The organism is Gracilimonas sp. B-17 (genome assembly GCF_056857935.1).
This window is the reverse complement of sequence record NZ_JBSXOA010000008.1, coordinates 98,087-119,349: the sequence shown is the minus strand read 5'-3', so window position 1 is coordinate 119,349 and position 21,263 is coordinate 98,087. Positions and strand designations below refer to the sequence as shown.

19 protein-coding genes are annotated in these 21,263 nt (G+C 41.9%); 10 read left to right on the top strand and 9 right to left on the bottom strand.

Annotation, left to right across the window (positions count from 1 at the left end; all coding sequences use genetic code 11):
- The first annotated feature begins 2 nt into the window (after positions 1–2).
- The gene (locus AC13FX_RS01115) at positions 3–1,736 is read left to right on the top strand and encodes a GAF domain-containing SpoIIE family protein phosphatase (RefSeq protein ID WP_482878562.1); all 1,734 of its coding nucleotides are present in this window, start codon (positions 3–5) and stop codon (positions 1,734–1,736) included.
- Here AC13FX_RS01115 and AC13FX_RS01110 read toward each other — a convergent pair.
- From AC13FX_RS01110 to AC13FX_RS01100, 3 genes are all read right to left on the bottom strand, one after another.
- Positions 1,723–3,240, bottom strand: coding sequence for an MltF family protein (locus AC13FX_RS01110; protein WP_482878561.1), 1,518 nt, complete (start codon positions 3,238–3,240; stop codon positions 1,723–1,725). The two genes, AC13FX_RS01115 and AC13FX_RS01110, sit on opposite strands and share 14 nt — an antisense overlap.
- Positions 3,241–3,491: 251 nt before the next feature.
- Positions 3,492–4,409 (bottom strand): DMT family transporter, encoded by a 918-nt coding sequence (locus tag AC13FX_RS01105; RefSeq protein WP_482878560.1) that lies wholly within the window; start codon positions 4,407–4,409, stop codon positions 3,492–3,494.
- A gap of 8 nt (positions 4,410–4,417) precedes the next feature.
- Positions 4,418–4,825: a DUF4293 domain-containing protein gene (locus AC13FX_RS01100; protein WP_482878559.1), complete on the bottom strand. Its 408-nt coding sequence runs from the start codon at positions 4,823–4,825 to the stop codon at positions 4,418–4,420.
- A 204-nt stretch (positions 4,826–5,029) separates the two neighbouring features.
- Between AC13FX_RS01100 and AC13FX_RS01095 the strand changes: the two genes are divergently transcribed.
- The 6 genes from AC13FX_RS01095 (at position 5,030) to AC13FX_RS01070 (ending at position 12,820) form a co-directional block, all read left to right on the top strand.
- Complete coding sequence (locus AC13FX_RS01095) at positions 5,030–5,944, top strand: DMT family transporter (RefSeq protein ID WP_482878558.1); 915 nt, start codon at positions 5,030–5,032, stop codon at positions 5,942–5,944.
- A gap of 71 nt (positions 5,945–6,015) precedes the next feature.
- Positions 6,016–7,650 (top strand): polysaccharide biosynthesis/export family protein, encoded by a 1,635-nt coding sequence (locus AC13FX_RS01090; RefSeq protein WP_482878557.1) that lies wholly within the window; start codon positions 6,016–6,018, stop codon positions 7,648–7,650.
- 18 nt (positions 7,651–7,668) lie between these two features.
- Entirely contained in the window at positions 7,669–8,889 is a 1,221-nt protein-coding gene (locus tag AC13FX_RS01085) for a GNVR domain-containing protein (RefSeq protein ID WP_482878556.1), read from the top strand.
- A gap of 4 nt (positions 8,890–8,893) precedes the next feature.
- Complete coding sequence (locus AC13FX_RS01080) at positions 8,894–10,306, top strand: O-antigen ligase family protein (protein WP_482878555.1); 1,413 nt, start codon at positions 8,894–8,896, stop codon at positions 10,304–10,306.
- Positions 10,307–10,346: 40 nt separating this feature from the next.
- Complete coding sequence (locus AC13FX_RS01075; protein WP_482878554.1) at positions 10,347–11,639, top strand: lipopolysaccharide biosynthesis protein; 1,293 nt, start codon at positions 10,347–10,349, stop codon at positions 11,637–11,639.
- Between the two features lie 5 nt (positions 11,640–11,644).
- A complete protein-coding gene (locus AC13FX_RS01070; RefSeq protein ID WP_482878553.1) occupies positions 11,645–12,820 on the top strand; it encodes a glycosyltransferase in 1,176 nt (391 codons plus the stop codon).
- A gap of 6 nt (positions 12,821–12,826) precedes the next feature.
- Here the strand turns inward: AC13FX_RS01070 and AC13FX_RS01065 are convergent, their stop codons facing one another.
- From AC13FX_RS01065 to AC13FX_RS01045, 5 genes are all read right to left on the bottom strand, one after another.
- Positions 12,827–13,636: a glycosyltransferase family 2 protein gene (locus tag AC13FX_RS01065; RefSeq protein ID WP_482878552.1), complete on the bottom strand. Its 810-nt coding sequence runs from the start codon at positions 13,634–13,636 to the stop codon at positions 12,827–12,829.
- 12 nt (positions 13,637–13,648) lie between these two features.
- Positions 13,649–14,674, bottom strand: a complete 1,026-nt coding sequence (locus tag AC13FX_RS01060) for a glycosyltransferase family 2 protein (RefSeq protein WP_482878672.1) — start codon at positions 14,672–14,674, stop codon at positions 13,649–13,651.
- Positions 14,675–14,786: 112 nt separating this feature from the next.
- Positions 14,787–15,737: an aspartate carbamoyltransferase catalytic subunit gene (locus tag AC13FX_RS01055; protein WP_482878551.1), complete on the bottom strand. Its 951-nt coding sequence runs from the start codon at positions 15,735–15,737 to the stop codon at positions 14,787–14,789.
- Positions 15,730–16,281, bottom strand: a complete 552-nt coding sequence (gene pyrR / locus AC13FX_RS01050; RefSeq protein ID WP_482878550.1) for a bifunctional pyr operon transcriptional regulator/uracil phosphoribosyltransferase PyrR — start codon at positions 16,279–16,281, stop codon at positions 15,730–15,732. Before pyrR ends, AC13FX_RS01055 begins: the two co-directional genes overlap by 8 nt.
- Positions 16,282–16,359: 78 nt before the next feature.
- A complete protein-coding gene (locus tag AC13FX_RS01045; protein ID WP_482878549.1) occupies positions 16,360–17,094 on the bottom strand; it encodes a class I SAM-dependent methyltransferase in 735 nt (244 codons plus the stop codon).
- Between the two features lie 128 nt (positions 17,095–17,222).
- Here AC13FX_RS01045 and sucC point away from each other — a divergent pair, with 128 nt between their 5' ends.
- Positions 17,223–18,428: an ADP-forming succinate--CoA ligase subunit beta gene (gene sucC / locus AC13FX_RS01040; RefSeq protein WP_482878548.1), complete on the top strand. Its 1,206-nt coding sequence runs from the start codon at positions 17,223–17,225 to the stop codon at positions 18,426–18,428.
- Between the two features lie 75 nt (positions 18,429–18,503).
- On the opposite strand, the gene bshA is transcribed toward sucC, so the two are convergent.
- A complete protein-coding gene (gene bshA, locus AC13FX_RS01035) occupies positions 18,504–19,649 on the bottom strand; it encodes an N-acetyl-alpha-D-glucosaminyl L-malate synthase BshA (protein ID WP_482878547.1) in 1,146 nt (381 codons plus the stop codon).
- A gap of 210 nt (positions 19,650–19,859) precedes the next feature.
- On the opposite strand from bshA, the gene AC13FX_RS01030 reads away from it, so the two are divergent.
- Together AC13FX_RS01030 and AC13FX_RS01025 are read left to right on the top strand one after the other, a co-directional pair.
- Positions 19,860–20,615 carry a YebC/PmpR family DNA-binding transcriptional regulator gene (locus AC13FX_RS01030; protein WP_482878546.1) on the top strand — a complete coding sequence of 252 codons (756 nt, stop codon included), beginning with the start codon at positions 19,860–19,862 and terminating at the stop codon, positions 20,613–20,615.
- Positions 20,584–21,261 (top strand): tetratricopeptide repeat protein, encoded by a 678-nt coding sequence (locus AC13FX_RS01025; RefSeq protein WP_482878545.1) that lies wholly within the window; start codon positions 20,584–20,586, stop codon positions 21,259–21,261. The genes AC13FX_RS01030 and AC13FX_RS01025 overlap by 32 nt, the downstream gene beginning before the upstream one ends.
- Positions 21,262–21,263: the final 2 nt, after the last annotated feature.

Below are 21,263 nucleotides of genomic sequence, written 5' to 3'. Positions count from 1 at the left end.
CCGTGAAAACAGATCAGGATCATAGTACGATAGATACTGAGGAACGCCAAAGCAGATTTGCCTTACGTACCCTCCTGGAAACCAGTAAAATGCTGGTTGAATCTCAGGATCCTGATTTTGTATTGAACAACCTATTGCTCATCACCATGGGCAAATTACTGGTCACCAAGGGGATCATCCTGATCCAGAATGGTGGCGAAAACAGTTACCGTGTCAGTAAAATAAAGGGGCAAAATAGGTTGAAGGAAGAAGACCTGATTACTCTTCCGGTCGATCAGGAGATCCTGAAAAAATCCGTAATCAAAGGTGTTGATCATCCCGACCTGGTTGAAGAGCTGGGTCTCTCTGATGAGGCACTGCTCTTTAACCTCAGAACCACCAACCATCACCTTGGTTTTCTTTGCCTGGGAGCCAAAGGGAATAAACAACCCCTCGCACATTCTGAGCTTGAATTCATTGAGAGTCTTGCCATTATCTCATCAGTGGCCATTGCAAACTCTCGCATGTTCCAGGAACTGCGGCTGATAAACAGGAAACTGGACCGTAAAGTCCACGATCTTCATACCCTGCTCGAACTAAGTAAAGATTTCAACCTGATGGTGGATCAGGATGATATCGCACGGACATTCAAATTTGCCATGCTTGGGCAAATGCTCATTCGCACTTTCTTTTTTGCACTGGAAGTGGACGGGGAGAAGTCAGTTATCTCAAGCAGCGGCCTGAAAGTGAAACCTTCCCGGGAAGAACTAAAGAAGTTATATGAATTGGATGATGTCTTTTACTGTGAAGGTGACCACGACTGCCCATTCCTCGATAAGAATGGGATCAATCTGGTCATTGCCCTGAGGTTCCAGAACGAAAAAATTGGAGTTGTAGGGGTTGGCGCACCGGCCAATAAAGCTGAATATGGTAATGAGGAAGTAGACTTCTTACAATCGCTGGGTAACCTTGCCCTTCTCGCCATTCAGAAAACGCTGTTACTTGAAGAAAGGATAGAAAACAAACGCATGGAAGAGGAGCTGGAACTCGCCAGAACCATTCAGCGGGGATTGTTCCCATCATCTATTCCTGAGATCAAGGGATTTGACCTGAAAGCTACAAATATCTCTTCACGGCAGGTTGGGGGAGATTACTATGATATTGTTGAAACACCGGATGGGGGACATATAGTGGCCATCGCTGATGTGACCGGCAAAGGGGTTCCCGCCTCCCTGTTGATGGCTAACCTTCAATCAATGTTGCATGCATTGGCTCCTATCGATATCACTCTTTCAGCTGCCACCAACAGCATCAATAACATCATTCATCACAATACACCGGCTGATAAGTTCATTACCTTTTTCTGGGGCAAGATCTCCAAATGTGGCACCTATTTTGAATATGTGAATGCGGGCCACAATAATCCATTGTTATTCAGGGAGGGCAAAGAGAAAACGGTAGAATTGGACAAAGGCGGGGTTATTCTGGGAGCGATGGAATCTATAATGCCTTACGAATCCGACACCATTGACCTAAAGAAAAATGATGTTTTAGTGCTATATACCGATGGGGTCACTGAATCCATGAATCCTGATAACACGGAGGAATATGGAGAAGAGCGGCTGGAAGTTTGTATCAAGAGTCACCTGAATAAAGACTCTCAGGCTATCATGGATGCTGTGATAGAAGATATCAAAGCATTTTCAAATGATACTCAGTATGACGACATCACGATGTTGGTCATCAAGGTTGATTGAGAGTCTGAAGCCCGAAGATCCCCGTGTTGGTATTCCGTTTCGTTTCGTTATAGGCCAGTATCGTCTGATAGGTATTATATCGATTCATGATCTCATTCACGTACCTGACCGTTTCTATTCCTCTGGTGAATCCGTAACGGGCATTTTGGTAATATTTGCGCTGCATGAGTTTCAGTAACGACTCCGAGACATGCTCCCACTGATTTGGGTCTTTATTATGATCGATGGTAAGTCTTCGGGCATCTGCAACATGACCCATGCCTGCATTGTACGTTGCCAGGGCAAATGACCACTGATTCGTGGAATCCATGTATGAATAATGCTTCAGGTGCTCAGAAAGTATCTTGGCTCCTTCCCGGATGTTAACTTCCGGAATGTACAGTGAATCTGACGAGATCTCTGAAAACCTCGGAAGAACCTGCATGATACCAACTGCGCCGGCCCAACTTACCGAAGACGGGTTGAACCTGGACTCCTGTGCGGCAATGGCTGTCATCATGACCCAGTCAAGATCGAACTCATCCGCGACCTGCCTTATCATTTCATCATACGGTGATATGGTTCCTGCCTGGCCGCCCTGCTGATAGGTTGGACTAAAATAATCCGCTATCTGGTTTCCTGAGTCAAAATACTTTTTCCGAAGGATATTCAGGAAAGCTGATCTTTTGGGCACTCCGTTTTCATCAAACCTGAAATGCTTGTATAAAAACCTATTCAGCTGATGTTCTAGGTCAGGGGCATTTTGCCGTATAGCCCAGGCAATTGTGTCACTCTCGGCAATAAGGGGCCCTTTAACAAGGCCATTCATATATTTTGACGCTGCATCAAAAATATTGTTATCCGCAACGGTGGCTTCAAAAGCTCCATCAGCGACCTGAAACAGAACGGATTCTGTATCCATATCGTCAGGTATCACATTGATGTTGATCGGGAAACCCTCATTCTTCAATTCCTGCAATCTGACATAGTAAGAACTGTTTCTCCTGACACTGATCGCCATTCCTTCCAGCTCACTGATACTCTCCGGTTCAATTCCCAGATCATCTGATACCACCACCAATTGATCTACCAGGTTATAAGGCCGGGTAAATTTGACCACCTGTCTCCGTTCAGGGGTGATCGTATAGTTCGCAGCAATGATATCACCTTCTCCGCTATTCAACAGATCATATGGGCTTTCATCAGGACCTACGATCACAACCTCTAAAGCCAGATCATTCTCTTTGGTGAATTCCCTAAGCAATTCATATTCAAAACCAACCTGAATACCCTTGTACAGGAAATAAGAATTCGAGCTATAGCTGGTTATCATTCTCAGAACCCCGTTCTGCCTGATCTCAGCAAGATCTTTTTCAACGGGTTCATTTACTGTGACAGGCAATGAGTTTTTTGGCGTGTTTTCAGTTTCGGGTTCGCTACTGCAACCGGCAAGCAGTGCAATACCTACTCCACTGAGTAGAACATATTTCCGAACTCCCGCAATGTGGTCTTTATTAAAAAGCATATGTTGGTTTTGTTCTTGTTTCTCTCAACCTAGCTTAAATGCATACCCTAAATGCTATTGTACATTATACAGGTAATAATTTGAAATTCCTCGAATCTTAGCGAGGTCTAATATATACGATCTCTTTAACGAAACAAGCCCACAAAAGGTTCACGCTATAAGCTATATCATTGAATTGCATAGCTTTACGCCTGATGAATTGAAGATAAATGGTGAGCGCCCTGAAATTAACAAACTTTAGAATTGAATAATCATTGGCCTGAAGCCCTTTGGATCTTTGGTTTTTTCCTCCAGGTAAGGGTCACCCCGATCAATATTATTGTGATCGCAAATACCGAAAGAAGTGCCGGTAACTCTGCCAGAATAAAGAATGCCAGAATGGTAGCGAATATTGGTTCGGTCAGGATCAATGTTGACAGCAATGTAGGCGATACGAATTTCACAGCATAGTTAAGTGAGCCATGCCCCAATAGCTGAGGGCCCACCGCTAATGCAATCCCTATCCAGATAACGGTGGCATCAATTTCTTCCGGCACACCTTCCACGACCAACAGGATCGCCAAACAAGTTGCAGCGGCATAGCCATAGACCGGGAAAACATACCCCAGCCAGGAGCGATTCTGCCGGATCTTCCTGCCGATCAAAAAATAAACAGCAAAAATGGCGGCGGCTGAAAACGCCATCGCATTTCCCAATACAGGATTTGAAAAAGTCGATTCAGCATTATAATCAGAAACCCCCAGTAAAACGGAGCCTCCAAAGGCTATAAAGACACCCACCCAGACGGTCGGGGCAAAATTCATCTTATACAGTACACGCTCTGCTACAATAAGCATGATCGGGTGGATGGTTACCAGTACAGAAGCCGAGGCCACAGAAGTGAAATACAGGGAGCTTGTCCATAGGGTGAAATGAAGCCCCAATGCAATACCGGCCATGGCCATGAGCCTGCTTTCCTGTCCCGCAGCTTTCAAGTCGTACTTCTTACTTTTTTTCTGATACCAGTACGCCGGAACCAGCATCAAAAATGCCCCAACCGTGCGAATGGTCACCAATAGAAGAGCGGAATAATCTGTGGCAAATTTTACAAGTACCGGTGCGATACCAAAGGTGGTCAGCCCTATCCCCAGAAACACATATACCTTAAATTTAGAATATGGCTGATCCAAAAATTCTCCTATCGAATTCTATCCATTGAACGAACAAGTTCTTCGTCTTTTCGAATATATCTCATGGCCAGGATCTGGAATATTAACCCAAGGAAGATCAAGCCCGATCCAATGGCTTCATCCCACATATAAGTTCCAATTCCGCCAAGGGAAAGCAAGACACCCACTCCAAATCCAAGAGCAATTACCTGTAGCAGAGCAGACTTTTTTACCCATGAGATCTGTGAGGTTCTGTTGTTATACAAAAAGATGCAATATGTATTTAAAATTATCGGTAAGACCAAAGCTATGGCCAATCCATAACCTATCCAGGCCTGTGGGTCACTCATAGCTTTATTATAAACAGGGGTAAAATAAACCACGAGATTCAGGATGGAAGCTAAAGCCAGAAAAACAGTTTGAATTCGCTGTATCACTTAAAAGATATTTTTTTGAGGTTTTTTCTAAAGATAAAAGTTTTGAGGATTAAAAAAGCTCCCCCGGTCATGTTATACAAGATCAGCTGTCAAATGACCTTCATACACCTTAAACTTTGAGATCCATCAAGGTTTTATTTCGGTTTAAAGAGCTTTTCCCCGTACCTTTTCATCCTTCAATTAATCAATAATAAGCATTTAAACTTGAGCCGACCTTACTTAATTGATCTCAGTCTCATTTTAGTGGCCATCATATGGGCTCTGAATTTCAGTATCGTAAAAGTTTCACTGAGTGAAATTGACCCTTACAGCTTTAATGTGCTGCGATTCATATTTGCCACCTCACTACTTTGGTATTTTGCCCGTCAAAAAGGATATACCCTAAAAGTCAGAAAAAAACATTTCTGGAAATTAGTCGGCATTGGCATTATCGGTAACCTGTTCTATCAATTATTTTTCATTATTGGCATCAATTACACCTATGCGGCTAACGCAGCCGTGATGCTTGGCACCATCCCCATTTGGGTTGCCTTGCTTTCCCAATTTTTTACAGATGAAAAACTGACCCTATATAAAGGAGCCGGGGTTTTATTTGCCTTCATTGGAGTAGCATTCATCATGATCGGCGGAGAAGAGACGATCTCCTTTGAATCTGAAACATTTTTGGGAAATGTTATCACACTTGCAGCTGCCTTTTGCTGGGGTATTTATACGATTCTATCAAGAAAGTACCTAAGGGTATACAGTCCGCTGCAATATTCAGCTTTCATGTCTCTTATAGGCCTGATAAGTCTAACTGTGATCGGCCTTCCCTTTCTGATCAAATTAGACTGGAGCGGGATCTCACTCATAGGTTTTGGCGGTATCCTTTACAGTGGGGCTTTATCCATAGGAATTGCATACATTATTTGGAATAATGGTGTTAAAAAGATCGGGGCTGTTCGAACGGCAGCTTATCAGAATTTGGTACCTGTATTGGGTTTAATATTTGGACTGGTACTATTAGGTGAAGAACTGACCGTTCTTCAATATATTGGAGCCGGATCGGTCATTGCCGGTATCATTCTGGCTCGAAAAAAAACGAAAACAGAGCAAGCTAAACTTTCATACAATTCATGAACATGGGTAACTACCGCCGCACTTTACTTTTATTGATATGTCTATTGATGGTTTCCGCGCTCTCACCATTGATGGCACAGCAGTCAGAACAGAATTCAAATAGCGAGTTATCCGGTTTTCAGTTAAATCAGGTATTCAACACTTTCTATTATCAGGATCCGCTGGGCATGATGAAGGGATCTGAGGTATTGGCAGCAGATGGGGTTATAGATGCCTCAACCTATGTACTTGGACCTAATGATGTTCTTTCCATCGAAATTAATGCAAACAATGATCTGGTGCTTCGTGCTATACCCATAAATTCTCAGGGTGATATCGTAACTCCAGTTTTAGGTACCATTAAGGTTGCAGGGCTTACTATCCAAGAGGCAAAACAGGTCATTCAAAACAAGTCGGATCAGGTATTCAAGTCCTCTGAGGTCAATCTGACCTTAGAAAGAGCAAAAAATATCTCTTTTTATGTCTCCGGTGATGTCACAAGTCCCGGGAAACATACCCTTCCTGCATTCTCAAGAATATTTGATGCCATCATGCTTTCCCTGACCGGGAATTATAACAATGACAGCCTTAATGCATCACAAATTTTGGGTAATAATAACTACTCATTCAGAAATATCTCTGTTTTACATGCAGACGGAAGTTCTACCAGCGCAGACCTGATCGCATTCCTGAAAGCAGGGCAAACTGACAAAAACCCACGAATACAGCTTGGTGACCAGATCAAACTCAGAACATTATCACCAAGATCTCCCAGAATAAGTATTTCGGGTTCTGTCATTAAACCACAGGAAATTGAATATTCAGAAACCGACACTCCTGACCTCTTAATTGAGATCGCAGGTGGTCTTACTGCTGAAGCGGATGACTCTAAAGCCTATGTCTACCGATTGCAAAATGACTCTCTAAAGACAGTGGAAGTCGCTTCCACACAATGGAAAGACTTTCTCCTGGAACCCAACGATAGGATCGTGATACCTAAAGACCCTGATAAACAGATCTCAGCATCAGCTCGTATTGAGGGTGAGGTGACCATGCCCGGTATCTACCCTATCCAACAGGGTAAAACCACTGCCTATAACTTATTGCAATATTCTGAAGGGCTGACCGATGAGGCCCTTTCTTCTGCTGCTTATCTGTTGAGGGCAGGACGTATTGAGAATGAAGCCCCAAATAAACTAAACCCGAAGATCATCAGCCGAACCTCCGACCAGATCCAGCAGGAAATGGAGTACCTTGAACTTGAAAGTCAGGTCAGCCGGGATAAGGTTTTTATTGACCTGAATGATACTGAACAGCTAAAGGGGGTAAAGTTATTTGACGGTGACCGCATATTTGTTCCGCGTGACGAAAATACGATCTTCGTTTTTGGGCAGGTAAACAATCCCGGATACTACCCCGCGGCCAGCGCCACTTCTGACACTTATGACTATATAGACCGTGCCGGCGGATTTTCTTTAGCTGCCAACAAGGAGAGGATCTTCATCATCAAAGCCGGAAGTAATACCTGGTATCGGCCGGATGAAACAGAGCTGGCTAGCGGAGACCGGATCTTTGTTGACCGCATCCCTTATGATGAACTGAATGCTCAACGAACCTATGAGACACAAAGAGATCAACTGAAAAACTCAAGGATACAATTGATCATGACCGGTATCACGACTATTACAGGGATCATAACCACCTATGTTGCCATTAAAAATAATTAGGCTTCAGACCATTACCCTATGACCAATCAAGCCCAAACGAACAACAAATCAGCATCGATCGATCTGCTGGATTTCTTCGCATTAATATATAGATCGCGACATTTCCTTCTCATTCAGAGTGTATTAATTGCCATTATTTCAGTATTGATCGCTTTATCCGTACCAAAAACTTTCAGCGCTTCTGCCACCATTTTGCCGCCCGAACAATCAGGAGCCCTGACTGCATTTTTACCTCAGGGCATGACACAAGGCCTAAACAGTGTTTTAGGCACCTCTGCTTTGAATAAAGGGGGAGAAACAAATAAAATAATGTCCATTTTGTATAGTCGAAATTTGGCAGAAAAGACGATCAGGAAGTTTGACCTAATGGGGCGCTTTGATGCAAATTCAATAGAGGATGCTATAGAGTCCTACAGAGAAAAAGTAAGTGTAGAGGTTGATGAAGAAGGGAGTATTCGGGTTACGGTAGGACTTCAAACGGAGTTCTTTCATCCCGAAGACAATGAGACTGAGATACAGTTATTGGCCAAAGAGATCTCGGATTATGTAGTAAGTGAACTTGATAACATATACACATCATTAGAAACCCAAAGAGCGAGGTACCAGCTGGACGTACTGGATGAGCGTTATGAAAAGAACCTGCAGGATCTCAGAAGAATCGAAGAAGATATCAAGGAATTTGGCGAAGAATTTGGTGTTATAGCTCTTCCTGAGCAAACAGAAGCGATGATACAGAATTTGGCTCAGCTCGAAAGCCAGATAGCTATTGAAGAAGTGAGGCTACAGGTAGCTAAACAAACTTTTCAGGAGGGATCCTCTGAAATTAGAAATAAAGAAATATTGGTCAGTGAATTGAACCAAAAACTAAACCAACTAAAAAATTATGGTTCAGCCAGAGATTCGACGGGACCTTTACTTGCTTTCACTGACACCCCGGAACTTGCACTGGAATACACCCGGTACCGTCGTGATCTGACCGTACAAAATTTGATCTACGAGTTTTTAACACAACAAATAGAGCAATTAAAACTACAGGAAGCTAAAGATACCCCGAGTATTCAATTTGTTGACCTGCCTCAGGTACCTACAAAAAGAAGCGCGCCTACGCGAAGTTTATTAACAATAGGATTGTTTTTATCCGGCATGTTATTATCCGTCCTCTATGTGATATTAAAGGCATATTATTATGAAAAGATCACAAACTTTGCTGAAAAAGTGAAGCACGCCTCTGAAGCCTGATAGGTTGGAAAGGCAAAGGAAATATCATTTAGACTGGAAAGAAGTTCCTAAACTCTCTCTAGCCATCACGATCATTTTGGCTTTCCCTTTTATGTTAGGGTACCCACTTATCATCCCTCTGGTACTTTTTTTAACCCTGACCGCCACTTATTTAGTTTTATTCGAATTTAGTATACCTATTCATCACTTTCTATTTCTATTGATAGGATTGGCGATCCTAACCCCTCCTGTTCAGATCAGCTCCGGTTTGCCTGCTATCAGGTTTGAAGAGATCATTATATATGCATTTTTTCCTTTCATACTGTTTTTGAATTATGAAAAACTTAGCCTCTCGGGGGCAGCCCGTACCTTTGTAAAGATCTATAGTGCATTTGTAATTTTAACCGTCATCTCAACCTGCTACGGTTATCTAATATTAAATGTGCCACCCTCACTCAGAGATGTCTTTGAGATCATAACCTATATCAAGTATCTACTGATCTTTTTAACCCTTCATACATTCAGGATAGAATCCAAAAGGATCACACCCATTTTATATTTTATTTTAATTACAATATTGATCTCAGGGGTTTTTGGGCTATTACAATATTTTGGTGTGTTCAATCTGGATAGTATAACCGGACCATATTATTTGCAGGATAGAATTCACCTGATTAATGACAGGCTCACTGCTACATATAAGAATCCAAATACCTACTCTGCAATTTTAGTAACGGGCCATCTCATAGCTCTGGGCCTCTTTTTTTATGAAGATAGACGAAAACAAAAAACTCTACTGCTTTTCAGTATTGCTCTTTTAGCTGTTTTCATTTTATTTGCTGCATCCAGGACAATGATCGCAGCCTACCTTCTGGTAACGGTGATCATGATCTTGATTGGAGCCTCCAAAGCAGGTTATAGCAAATTACAGATCATCTCACTTATCACGGTTCTCGGGATTTCATTTTTGATAGCCGTTTCATTCATTTCATATCGTATAATAGTTCGGCTGGAATCCGGGCTTGATATTTTTTCTGATGAAAGTTTTGCTATGCGCGTTCTGGCCTGGTATCTGAATTTACAGTTATTTTTTCAGTCACCAATTTTAGGGTGGGGTGCTGCTAAAGCTATACATACTACGGTAGTTGACAATGAATTTATTCTGATACTGAGAAGATATGGTATAATTGGCCTAACGATCTTTGCCGGGATTTACCTGCAACCTATGTTCAACGCTTTTAAAAACTTAAAATCCGATTCAAAACTCATTTTCCTATTTACCAGTATCATACTGACAACCATAATTACATTTTTACTGGCAGGATTAACTAATACCCTTTTTCATAATATGCAGGTTATGGACTTCTGGTTCGTACTACTGAGCCTATACTTTATAGTGACCGGTTCAGCAAAGTACTCTGAAACTGATGATACCTGAGTAGCAAATACAGTCGTACCTCACTCATTGAATGCACTGAATGTTCAAAAGCAGATTTAATTTAACGGGTCTTTTAACTCCCAATTCATTTACAACCCACGTTGCTAAATTGGTTGGTGGCACCACAGTTGCTCATCTTTTTACCCTGCTTATAAGTCCCGTTTTAACCCGGATCTTTCCTGCTGAGGCTTTTGGTGAGTTACAATTATTCCATTCCGTTGTCGTAATACTTACCATATTAAGTACAGGATGCTTTGAATATACTTTTGTACTTCCGAAAAGAGATGAAAATGCGGCTATTCTTTTCAGGCTTAGTTTTATAATCAACCTTTCCTTTAGTGCCTTTCTTTATCTGATCATATCATTTATACATGCGAATGAATGGCTTTCAGGTAATTTCAATTCAATTGTCTTATGGCTGATCCCCGTTGGCGTATTTTTCAATTCTGCTTTGAACATTCTGGTTCACTGGATCGTCAGATTTGAGCAATATGGTGTTGCCTCCAGGTCAAAGGTCATACAAAGCTTTACAGTTGGCGGTACTCAGGTAAGCCTCGGATTTCTCGGTACCTTAAATTTCGGATTGATCTCAGGGCATGTATTTGGACGATTCATTTCTACCGTATATCTGTTTTTTAAAAGGATCAGAATTAGGGTAGAAAGAGACTATCTGAAGAAAAACAAACAGTCTGTAACTGCGAAATATTCTGAAATTGTCAGGTTTCTCATCCCCTCCAACATTCTCAGTTATGGAGCCTTAGAAATACCTGTCTTTATAATCAGCTCATTTTTCGGACAAGAGATTTTAGGCTTTTATTCTCTCGCTTACCGGGTACTGAGTGTACCCTCTGCATTTATTGGAAATTCTGTAGGACAGGTATTTTTTAAACAACTTTCTGACCGTTATAATGCTGAGAAATTGATCCGGAACTTTCTGTATAAAACATGGGGAGTGCTCTTTCTGATAACGATCATTCCCACCTTAATTCTGATCCTATGGGCCGAGCCGATATTTGCTTTTGTATTTGGAGATCAATGGATAACAGCTGGAACAATCGCAATGATCATGGCTCCACTGCTTGCCATTGATTTCATTAGTGCACCAACAGGAAAAACCCTTGTAGTTCTCGAAAAACAGAAAGTGATGCCTTTATTTTCGCTGATCAATTTATTGGCGAGAGCCGGCGGGTTACTCATGGGTTGGTACCAGAATGATTTTTTCCTGGGCCTGACATATATGGTTGTCGGGCATATATTCGGACTGGTCATTTATAACCTCTATCTCATTAAAGCTGTACATAGCTATGAATCATCAGTGAGAAATAGTAAATAGTATACATGGCCAAGAGTAAACTCCATTTAATATCGCACTCCTTTCCGAACCAGGTTTCACCTTATGATGCAACCTTCATAAGCGATCATGCCGTTGCTCTTTCAGAAGATTTCCAGGTTCATGTGATCGTGCCAACCCCACGTTCAATTTTCCTAACCCGGCGATTCAGGAAAAATCATTCTCAGTTGATCACTCCAGAAAAGGTCTCGTCGGAAAGGTGTCATTATCTTTCTTTTCCGAAAAGAATGCTTCCATCTTGGATCCAAAGATCAATATCAAAACAAGTGTTGAAGAGATTAAGCCATACAGGTCCTGACTTGATTCACTTACATTATGCCTATCCATCCGGGTTATTGATCCCTGAACTGAAAAAACATCTGGATGCCCCCATTATTTCAACCATCCATGGAAGTAATTTTTATAATTCGATCAATAAACCCACTTTGCATAAGATCTTGGGTAACTCTCTTGACCAGGCAGATAAGATCGTAGCTGTGGGGCCTGCTCTTGAAAAACATATTTTGGATGAGTTCCCACATCTTAAGCAAAAGGTCAGGACCATACATAACTTCGTTGATACCGGCTTCTTCCAATTAAAAGATCAGAAGGAAGCCGATCCATCAGGAAATGATCCGAGAAGACCTTTCCAGTTGTTGGCCGTAGCGAATTTAAGATACACCAAAGGTATCGATACACTTATCGATGCCATAAATTTGATTTCTGATAAGGTTGCCTTAAACCTAACTGTGATAGGCAGGCTTAACGATGAACCGGAGTTCAAGAAAAGAATATTTAAAAAAATAAGATCCTTAGATCTCCATCAGGTTAATTTTTTGGGGCCCAAAAGCAGAACTGAAATTCTTGAATGGCTTCATAGAGCTGATGGATTTGTACTCCCCAGTCGCAGAGAGGCTTTTGGCATCTCCCTGATCGAAGCCATGGCATGCGGACTTCCCGTAGTTTCTACCCGAAGCGGGGGACCTGAAATAATTCTTAGTGATAAATGGGGCTTTCTTGTTGATCCGGAAAACCCGCAACAGCTGGCTGAAGCTATTCAAAAAATGACACAGCTTGATTCTTTTGATGCCGCTGGTCAGCACAGATATATTGAAGAAAACTTTGGCAAAAAGAAATATGTAAAGGAATACACTGACCTTTATGATCAGTTTCTGTCGAAGTAGTCTGTTCTATTCTCTTAGCAACTTCCGATATACTTTCTCTCCAAATACCTTGCCGATATAAAATCTGAGTAAAATCACCTGAAGCTTGATCTTCTTTTTAAGCCAAAAACCCATTCCAATTTCCCTAAATCGATGATCATGTTTGGAATATAAATGTTTGGCCCCTTGAATTTTTTTCTCAAAATTAGTGCTTATCTGATCAACAGACCTATACTCGTGCGTCAGGATCTCATCCACATAGTCGATAGTATATTTTTTTGCCAACCTGATCATAAGGTCGTACTCCTGACTCGACTCAAGTTCTTCATCAAATCCATTGACTTCTCTCACAGCTTGTTTCTTGAATAGCAGGGTCTCAGTTCCCGAAACAGCATACCGGTCAAGCAACAGTTTGTAGACGTCACCCTTTACCTTGTTATATTTGATCCTGGAATTTCCTGATCGTTCATCCTTTGCATGACATGTAACCATACCAAGGCCCGGATCATCTGAGCTAAGGAATTTATGAACCTGTTTTTCAATTTTTTCAGGGTATAACACATCATCATCATCCAGAAAATTAATGAATTCTCCTTTTGCCTTACTCAAACCCAGGTTTCTTGAGTAACAGGCTCCGAGATTCTTTGGATTCCTGAAAAAATGAAGACCCTTATAACCACTTAAAACGTCAGCCGGGTTCTTTTGAGAGCCATCATCCACCACGATTATCTCAATATTAGGGTAGGTCTGGTTTTGAACAGAACCAACCGCTCTTGTAAGCAGATCCGCTCTGTTATAGGTGGGAATAATGACAGAAACTAACGGTTGTGGATCCATTTCAATTTGGTTTTACCAGCCTGTTTTACCCGATAACAGCCTCTTGAGAAGCTGAAAACTAAACCCGCTGAAATGAGCTACCTGCATGATCACCAGGCTGACGACCACATGGATCCATCGTGAAAATATGCCGGGAGGTCTTGTATCAGATTGCCAGATCTCATTATTAAACTTTTTGTTTGTACTGAATACCACCCGGAACGACTCTCCAATAAAGAAAAGTCCCAGCAAAAGGGCAAAGGTTGGGAAATACAGTGATGGGGCGATCGCAAGTTCGAGGACCCCGTATCCCATCATAAAGCAAATAAAAATAAATGGGATCAAACCTCTGACGGGAGAACTTTTTGGGTGCAAAGTTTTGGTGAGAAATCGTCCCCTGCCATATCTGAAATATTGTCTGAATAAGCCCGGGTAAGAATTACGTGGATAGTACCAGCTCTTTATTTCAGGACTTACAAATATGCTCTCACCAAAATATTCATAGAGGCGAAGGTTGAGCTCTGAATCCTGATTTGTGATATTTTCAGTGTTGAAGCCATCGATTTCCTTGAGGTCACGGGTCCAGAAGCAGCCCAGGAAAACCGTATCGGCATAACCTTCGTAATTTTCGTTCATATATTTTGCCCCACCACTCCCTAACAGGCTTTTAACGGCTATCGCAATACCGGCCTGAACCGGGGTTTCGGCCACATACCTTTGAGCTCCCCCTACGTTCCTACCCTTCGTTTTCAGAAGTGTTTCCACACTCTTTTCCAGATAATCATCCTGATAGATACAATGCCCATCGGCTCTCAGAAACACCTCTCCTTCAGCATGCTCGATCATCTTATTCAGTCCGTGTGATTGGAATTTCTCAGGATTCTCGATCAGCTTCACACGGTTGTCAAATTCAGATAATTCCCTTACAAGCTCTCTTGTATTATCCGTACTTCCCCCATCAGCTATCAGGATCTCAATCAGATTTGGATAATCTGAAGCAAGAAATCCCTTAACAACCCTTTGGATATGTTGTTCTTCGTTCAGTACAGGAATTCCTATAGTAACTGTTGGCTTATTCTCGATACTTGATGACCTACCTGGTTTAATCTTTCTTTATTACAGAGCCCTGAACCCAATATTACAAATATCACGAAATAATACGACCCTTATTTCAGACCCTGGTGCCCCCGCTCAACAGATATAATATTGCCATTCTCACGGCAACGCCATTGGTTACCTGATCCAGGATCACAGCCCTCTCACTGTCAGCAACCTCACTTTCCATTTCCACACCTCTGTTGATCGGCCCCGGATGCATGATCTTAAAATCAGGGTATTTCTCAAGATGATGATATTTTATCCCAAAGCGTTCATGATATTCCCGAAGAGATGGAAAAAGCTCCGTTGCCCCTTCCTGCCTTTCCAGTTGAATCCTGAGTGCCATGGCAATATCACACCATTTCAGGGTTTCCTCCAGGTTATAAGACACTTCAACACCCATGTCTTCTACATAAACAGGCATCAATGTTTTTGGACCGCATAAAACAACTTTTGCTCCAAGTTTTTTCAATCCAATTATGTTCGATCTTACCACTCTGCTATGAGAAATATCACCTATGATAGCAATCTTTTTGCCTGTCAGATCAGGATGTATGGTCTGCATCGTGAACATATCCAGCAATGCCTGGGTTGGATGTTCGTGAGCACCATCTCCCGCATTCAGAATGGCCGCATCCACACATTGAGTGAGAAAATGTGGCACTCCAGGACTTTCATGGCGAACCACTACCATATCAATTTTCATTGAGCTGATATTCCGGATCGTATCCTTCAGTGATTCTCCTTTTTTAGTACTGGATGAACTGGTTGAAAAGTTTACGACATCGGCTCCCATACGTTTTTGAGCTAACTCAAAAGAAAGACGGGTGCGTGTACTGTTCTCATAGAACAGATTTACAATGGTTTTATCGCGAAGAGTGGGCACTTTGGGAACTGTTCTGTCCAGGATCTCTCTGAAATACTTAGCCTGCTCCAACACAAATTGAATATCCTCTTTTGAATAATTCGTTAGTCCCAGCAAATGCTTTTGATTGAACTGATATCCTTCGGAAGTTTTACTCATTTACTTCCTCCTCTATTTCAACAAGGTACACAGCATCCTCACCGTCAATTTCATTTACCTTCACACGAACTTCCTCATTTTCATAAGTTGGCAGGTACATTCCCATATAATCTGCTGCAATTGGCAACTCGCGGTGCCCCCTGTCTACCATACAGCAAAACTTAATGCTTCTTGGACGCCCATAAGCCATGATCGCATCCATAGCAGAGCGAACCGTTCTGCCGGTATACAGTACATCATCTACCAGGACCACATCACGATCGAACAGGTCGAATGGGATCTCAGTGACCTGGACTTCAGGCATTTTCAGTTTGGAACGGTAATCATCCCGGTAAAAGGTTACGTCCAGTACTCCAAAATCTATATCTGTATTGAAGTTTTTCCGGATCTCTTCAATGATCCGTTTACCCATATGAACACCACGGGTTTGCATTCCTATCACTGCAAGTCGGGAAAAATCATCATATGGTTCCAGGAATTGATGAGCAAACCGCTGATAAGTGCGGTCTAATTCCTCTGGAGTCATGATCCGGGCTTCTTTCAAGCTAGATTACCTCTTTGTTTTGATGGGTTATAAAGTTAGTGTTTGTAAGAATTAATGCCAAAGGAATATACCTGGTATCTAAGATTTGATTGGACCTATTAACTCCAAAACGACTATCCAGGCATGCTTCTTTAAAAACTCAAAATTATTAAACAGAAAGTTATCCGTTTTGTGAAGCACACCGGAAAGAGAAGGCAAAAAGGAAGCTGCTGTTGCCGTTAGATTAAAATATTGAGTATTTACTGTCTTAAAATATCGTTCAGCAAGTTCAACATCTTTCATTAACAACGGATGCTCATCAGCTGTACGCATAGATGGAGTCAACTTTCTATATAGATTAATAATAGGATTATGACCCAAAGGTTCAAAAAAGACTGCTCTTCCCTCTTTTATAAGGGTACGTTTTAATTCTTTGTAAGATGCTTTTAATTCAAGATGATGTAAAATTCCACTTCCACAAATCAAATCAAAATAATCTGCCTCAAAATCTAAATTTTCTGCATCCATTACCCGAAATTCAATATTCAATCCTCTGGTTTCAGCTTCTTTTGAGGCTTGTTCTATAGCAACGTCAGAAATATCAATAGCTGTTACTTCAGCTCCATTTGCAGCTAAATCAAAAGCTGCACTTCCGGGACCACATCCATATTCCAATACCTTTTTTCCTATAACGTCTTCAAATAATAATTCACGATATTTTCTCTTACTCAGGTTAGCAGAACGATAATACTTCTTGGCCGCCTTCCTCGTGTTCTTTGAAAATGTAACATTATGAAATTCCTTTTCACTTTTTAGCCTTTCCTCTTTGCTCATAAATATGCTAAATGGTTGTAAAAGGTTCTTTATTCTGTTCAGCTATAATAAAGATACCTTTCTTTTAGCTCGTAATCTCGGTATTATTGGCTCCCGAAAAATCGCTTTTAATACTTAAAATTGTATCCATGAAAATTCACGAGTATCAAGCCAAAGAAATTCTTGAGAAATACAATGTAGCCGTACCAGCCGGTATAGCTACCACCACTGTTGAGGAGACTGTTGAAGCCGCTAAGAAGTTAAAGGAGAGGGGAGCATCACTATTTGTAGTGAAAGCTCAGATCCATGCCGGCGGACGTGGTAAAGGCCGAACCAAAAAGAACAATGCAAAAGGAGTTATCCTTTGCAAATCCATTGATGAGGTTAAAGAGGCCGCGGAATCATTGTTGGGTGATGTACTCGTAACGGTTCAAACCGGAGAAGAAGGCCAGCTGGTTCAGCGCCTTTATGTTACAGATGGTGTGGACATTGAATCTGAATTCTATCTTGGTATACTGCTTGACCGTGCTGTTGGTAAAAACGTGATCATGGCCTCTACTGAAGGTGGTGTCGAGATCGAAAAAGTTGCTGAAGAAACCCCTGAGAAGATCGTTAAAGAATGGGTGGAACCGGGAATGGATCTGCAGCCTAATCAGGCCCGACGAATCGCATTTGCACTTGGATTGGAAGGAGAAGCCCTGAAAAATGGCATCAAGATCATTCACGCTTTATATAATGCCTATCAGGAAACCGATTCAAATATGTTTGAGATCAATCCATTGATCACAACACCTGATAACAAGGTCTATGCCCTGGACGCGAAAGTAACCTTTGATGACAATGCCCTTTACCGTCACAAAGATCTTGCAGAACTCAAGGATGAGTCTGAAGAAAATCCCCTGGAGCTTGAAGCTCAAAAATACAACCTCAACTACATCAAATTGGATGGTAACGTAGGTTGTATGGTGAATGGTGCCGGTCTTGCTATGGCTACCATGGATATCATCAAACTTTCAGGCGGTGAACCTGCCAACTTCCTGGATGTAGGTGGTGGTGCTAACGTTGAAACCGTGAAAAACGGATTCCGCATTATTCTGGAAGACAAAAATGTTAAAGCGATCCTGATCAACATCTTTGGCGGTATTGTACGCTGCGACCGTGTTGCAAATGGGGTGATCGAAGCGGTTAAAGATCCTGAGATCGCTGAAAAAGTGAAAGATGTACCTATTATCGTACGCCTTCAGGGAACCAATGCTAAGGAAGCTAAAGAGATCATTGACAACAGTGACCTGAATGTGATCTCAGCTGTGTTGCTTAAAGAAGCGGCTGAAGAAGTATCAAAGGTACTTGCTTAAGTAACAGCAAAAACTCTTATCTATCAAAAAAGCCTGCTCAATTGAGCAGGCTTTTTTAATTTCAAATAAACAGGATCACCTAACTTTGGTTCCCATCCTTTTCCGAACCTTCTCATAAAAATCCTCATACTGTTTAACCACCTCTTCCTGCTTAAATGTCGCTGCATGCTTACGTGCATTTTGAGACATTCGTTCATGCAGTTCCGGGTCAGTCAGGATCTTCACTCCATAATCTGCCATACAGTCCACGTCATCCAGATCGCAAAGGTATCCGGTTTCACCATGAACATTGACTTCAGGCAAGCCACCAATATTTGAACTGATCACAGGCACGCTACAACTCATTGCTTCAAGTGCAGCCAACCCAAAAGTCTCTGAACCGGAGGGTATTAAAAACAGGTCTGCAATTGACAACACTTCCTCAACCTGATCCAGTTTTCCTAAAAACCGAACGTGTTCACAGATCCCAAGGTCACGACATTGTTGTTCGGCTTTTTGGCGATCAGGTCCATCTCCCACAAGCAGCAATTTCGAATCAATTCCGGCCTCAAGGATCTTTGAAAATACGGACACAACTTCCGGCACACGTTTGACTTTTCGGAAGTTGGAAACGTGGACCACTACTTTTTCATCGTTTGGGCAAATGGCCTTTTTGAAATGACTCTTGTTTGATTTTTTAAATCTGTCGAGGTCAATGAAATTTGGTATGACCTCAATATCCTGCTCGATCTCAAAATGTTCATACGTTTCTCGTTTCAGGTATTCAGAAACAGCCGTTACACCATCACTTTTATCTATGGAAAACTCGACCACATGCTTATAACTCGGGTCTCGCCCAACCAGCGTGATATCAGTGCCGTGCAATGTAGTAATGATCGGCACCGTCACACCACGTTCACACATGATCTGTTTTGCCAAATATGCACTGGTTGCATGGGGCAGTGCATAATGAACATGCAACAGGTCCAGGTCTTCGTATTCGATCAAATTAACCATCTGTGAAGCCAGGGCCAGGGCATAAGGCGGATAATCGAAAAGAGGATATGAATTGATCGAAACCTCATGGTAGGTAATGCCTGTTTCCAGGGTGTCCAGGCGAGCAGGACGCGAATAACTCATCATATGGATGTTGTGGCCGTTCTTAGCCAGGTTCTTAGCCAGTTCAGTTGCAACTACCCCACTGCCACCAAATGTTGGATAACACGCTATGCCTATATTCATTTAATCTCTGTTGATATTTGTGCTGTTTTCAATTTAAAAATACTCAATCTACAGTTCCGATAAACATTGCAACACAAGGTTTAACAGATTGGTTTCTCTTTATTCTCAACTATACAGTTCAAGTAAAATTGTGCTATATACTTTCTTATCCACACAGTCTATTTGTATATTATGTAGCTTATGAAATGTAATTAATTTATCCTTCAAAATATGGCAGGACATTCGAAATGGGCGAACATTCGCCACAAAAAAGCAAAAGAAGATGCTAAGCGTTCCAAGATCTTCACCAAGCACATCAAGGAGATAACCGTTGCGGCCCGTGAAGGCGGTGGAGACCCGGATGGAAATCCGCGTTTATCGCTGGCTATAGAAAATGCCAAAGCTGATAATGTCCCAAAGGATAACATTGAACGGGCCATAAAGCGAGGAACCGGAGAAGATTCAGACGGTGCAGCCTACGAAGAAGCCACCTTTGAAGGTTACGGACCCGGTGGAATCGCCTACTTCATAGAGGTAACCACAGACAATAATAATCGTACGGTTAGTGACATCCGCCATATTTTCACTAAGCACGGAGGTAATATGGGCACCACCGGCTCCGTTGGATACATGTTTGAGCAAAAAGGCATGATACAGGTGCCCGCAGATGGTCTTGATGATGAGGAGTTTATGCTGCAGGCTATTGATGCCGGTGCTACAGATGTGGATACTGAAGATGAAATGTTTGTTGTGTATACCAGCAGAGAAGAATTATTTGATGTAAGGAACAGACTTGAAGAGGCCGGCTTTAAGATAGAGTCTGCGACCCTGATACGGGAAGCCGTCACACAAACCAAGGTTGATGAAAGCACGGCCGAGTCAAACCTGAAAATGATGGAAAAATTTGAAGAAAATGATGACGTGAATAACGTTTTCACCAATATGTTAATGGACGATGAGACCATCGCCATCGCTGAAAATTTATGATCAATTGAAAAGAAACCTTCTTTACATAACCCTTTTCCTGATTCTTACGGCCTTCACAAATGATGGAGCCCGGCAAGCTAATTCCGCTTTTGAACAGGGTAATTATGAAGAGGCGGAAGAACTTTACAAAGCAGCTATTGAGGCAACCCCTGAAAATTATAAGCTATATTTCAATTTAGGAAATGCTCAGGCGAAACAAGGTAAGGTCGAAGAGGCCATTGATTCCTTTATGGAATTTCGTTCACTGGCTGAAAGCCTTCAGGAAAAATCATTGGCAGAGTACAATATTGGAACGTTACTGGCTGAAGACCAGAAATGGAAACCGGCAGCAACTCACTTCAAAAATGCCCTGAAATTGGATCCATCAGATCTTGATGCCAAACATAATTATGAAAGAGCCCTGGCTGAAATTCAGAATGAAGAAGACCAGGGTGGCGATGAACAAAATCAGGAAAATCAACCTCCACCTGAACCAAGTGAATATGCCATTGCTATGAAAAAGCAGGCTGAAAAATTGGTAACTGAACGACGGTATCAGGATGCCTATAACCTAATGCAAAGGGCTCTGGAAGCAGATGACACCGTTCGTGCTTTTAACGATTTTATTGAACGGATCAGAAATGTATCAGAAATAAACTCCAACTAAAT